The organism is Hydrogenivirga sp. 128-5-R1-1, from assembly GCF_000171895.1.
The window spans coordinates 1-3,085 of sequence record NZ_ABHJ01000081.1 but is presented as its reverse complement, the minus strand read 5'-3'; the positions used below and the strand labels follow the sequence as shown (position 1 = coordinate 3,085).

The following is a 3,085-nucleotide window of genomic DNA, read 5'->3' as shown; positions in this document are numbered from 1 at the left end:
TTCCTTATATGGTTTTTCCTATTTTTGTAGGTAGAGATTTTTCAATAAACGCCATTGAAGAAGCTATAGAAAATAATGACAGATATATATTTTTAGCTCTTCAGAAAGACAAAGATATAGACGAACCTAAGGAAGATGATATTTATGAAGTTGGAACAGTAGCAACAATTTTAAGAATGATGAAACTTGAAGATAACAGGGTAAAAATTCTTGTTCAGGGGGTAGCAAGAGGAAAAATAAAAAACTTTAAGAAAGAAGATAATCTTTACAAAGTACAGGTTGATGTAATAGAAAATGACGAAGATTATGAAGAAAGCATTGAGGTAGAAGCTTTAATACATTCTATAAAAGATTTAATAGATAAGGCAGTTGCTTACGGAAAACAGATAGTACCAGACCTTGTTGGGATAATTAAATCTGTAGATGAACCGGGAAGACTTGCAGACTTAGTTGCATCTATACTTGATATTCCTTCAAAAGAAGCTCAGGAAATACTTGAAACAATAGACCCTGTAGAAAGGCTCAGAAAAGTTCACGACCTTCTGCTGAAAGAAGTAGGTCTTCTTGAGATACAGCAGAAAATCAGAAATTCTGCAAGAGAGCAAATGGAAAAAGACCAGAGAGAGTACTTTCTCCGTCAGCAGATAAAGGCTATACAGGAGGAGCTTGGAGAAAAAGATGAAAGACAGGAAGAAGTAGAAGAATATACAAAGAAAATTGAAGAAGCAGGAATGCCTGAAGATGTTAAAAAGGAAGCTCAAAAACAGCTAAAAAGACTTGAAAAAATGCACCCTGATTCTGCTGAGGCTTCGGTAATTAGAACGTACCTTGACTGGCTTGTTGAACTTCCATGGAATAAAAGAACAAAAGATAAACTAAACTTAAAAAGGGCAGAAAAAATACTTAATGAAGACCATTATGACCTTGAAAAAGTAAAAGAGAGAATAATTGAGTATCTTGCTGTTCAAAAATTAAAGAAAGGCAAAGGCATTAAAGGACCTATACTTTGTTTTGTTGGTCCGCCCGGGGTTGGTAAAACATCTCTCGGTAAAAGTATAGCCAGAGCACTTGGAAGAAAATTTACGAGAATAGCCCTTGGCGGTGTAAGAGATGAAGCTGAAATTAGAGGACATAGAAGAACTTATGTTGGAGCTATGCCTGGTAGAATAATTCAGGCTTTAAAACAAGTTGGTACGAAAAACCCTGTAATTATGCTTGACGAAGTTGATAAATTAGCGTCAGATTTTAGAGGAGATCCAGCGTCTGCACTACTTGAGGTTTTAGACCCAGAGCAAAATAAGGAGTTTGTAGATTTATACCTTGGAGTACCATTTAATTTATCAGAGGTAATGTTTATCTGTACAGCAAATAGAATTGATACTATTCCAAGACCGCTACTTGATAGAATGGAGGTTATAAGAATACCTGGATATTCTGAGGAAGAAAAACTTCACATTGCTAAAAAATATTTAATTCCAAAACAGCTTAAAGAAACAGGTTTAAAACCAAAATATGTTGAGTTTACAGATTCAGGACTACAATTTTTAATAAGAGGATACACAAGGGAAGCAGGGGTAAGAAGCTTAGAAAGAAAAATAAATGAAGTTCTCAGAAAAATAGCAAAAGAAATTGCATTAACAGGCAAAAGGAAAAAATATAAAATAACAAAAACACTTGTTAAAAAATTTCTTGGGGCACCGCTGTACACTCCTGAAAAAGAGAAAAAAGATGAAATTGGAGTTGTTCAGGGGCTTGCGTGGACAGAAGTTGGAGGAGAGGTTTTAAAAATAGAAGCAACAAGAATGCCGGGAAAAGGACAACTTATACTTACAGGTTCCCTTGGAGATGTTATGAAAGAATCAGCAATGACTGCACTTTCTTTTGTAAAATCAAAATCTAAAAATTACTGCATAGACTCAGAAGATTTTAAAAAGTACGACGTTCATGTACACGTTCCAGCAGGAGCAATTCCTAAAGATGGTCCATCTGCCGGTATAGCAATAACGACAGCTTTATTTTCATTATTTACGCAAAAACCTGTAAGCTCTGATGTTGCAATGACTGGAGAAATAACATTAAGAGGTCATGTACTGCCTGTTGGAGGGCTGAAGGAAAAAATCTTAGCAGCTAAAAGGGCAGGAATAAAAACTGTAATACTTCCTAAAGGAAATAAAGATGAGTTTTAGAGGATTTACCTTCTTTTGTTAGAAAAAATTTGAACCTTATATTTGTAGAGAATATTGAAGAAGTTTTCCCTATTGCTGTAAGGGATTTTGATAAAATCTGTGAAGGAAAAAAGGTAAGTGAAAAATCTCAGGAAAGCTAAAGTATCAGATGCCAAATTAATTTTTCAAATCCTTCAGCAGTTTGCGGTGGAAGGTATCTTACTTCCCCGCAGTTTAAACTCAATTTATGAAAACATAAGGGATTTTTGGGTTTACGAAGAGGACAGCCACATTTTAGGTATTGGCTCACTTCATATTTACTGGGAAGATTTAGCAGAGATAAAATCTTTAGCTGTTTTGAAAAAATATCAGCATAAAGGCATTGGTAAAAAAATAGTTGAAAAATGTATTGAGGAAGCTAAAGAACTTGGTGTAAAGAGGGTTTTTGCACTAACTTACGTTCCCCAGTTTTTTGAAAAATTAGGTTTTAAGGTTGTTGACAAATCTCAGTTTCCCCAAAAAGTGTGGACAGAATGTATACACTGCGTAAAATTTAACGACTGTCATGAAGTGCCGGTATCACTTGATTTAGAGGGAAAAGTTGCTTAAAAATCTATATTTATGCAGACACGGAGAAAGTGAATATAACGCCAAAAAGATTATTCAGGGGCATATTGATACATTTTTAACTCCAAAAGGGATTTTTCAGGCAAGACTTGCAGGGGAGCAGTTAAAAAAATACAGTATTCAAAAGATATACACCTCGGATTTAAGAAGAGCATATCAGACAGCTACTGTTATTGGAGATGTGCTTGGTATAGAGCCTGTTGTTGATAAAAGAATTAGAGAAATGCATTTTGGAAAATGGGAAGGTCTTGCTTACGAAATAATATATAAAGACCATACTCAGCTCTGGAACA

General features: G+C 34.8%; 2 protein-coding genes and 1 pseudogene. All 3 read left to right on the top strand.

The genetic code is table 11. From position 1 onward, the window contains the following. Positions 1–2,326 (top strand): annotated as a pseudogene (lon, locus tag HG1285_RS18275) (endopeptidase La); the annotation flags it as partial. Next, the gene (locus HG1285_RS05115; protein WP_008288472.1) at positions 2,304–2,774 is read left to right on the top strand and encodes an N-acetyltransferase; all 471 of its coding nucleotides are present in this window, start codon (positions 2,304–2,306) and stop codon (positions 2,772–2,774) included. The pseudogene lon and the gene HG1285_RS05115, both read left to right, overlap by 23 nt. Then, the coding region (locus HG1285_RS05120) for a histidine phosphatase family protein (protein WP_008288471.1) at positions 2,767–3,085 on the top strand (319 nt) is incomplete at its 3' end. The genes HG1285_RS05115 and HG1285_RS05120, both read left to right, overlap by 8 nt.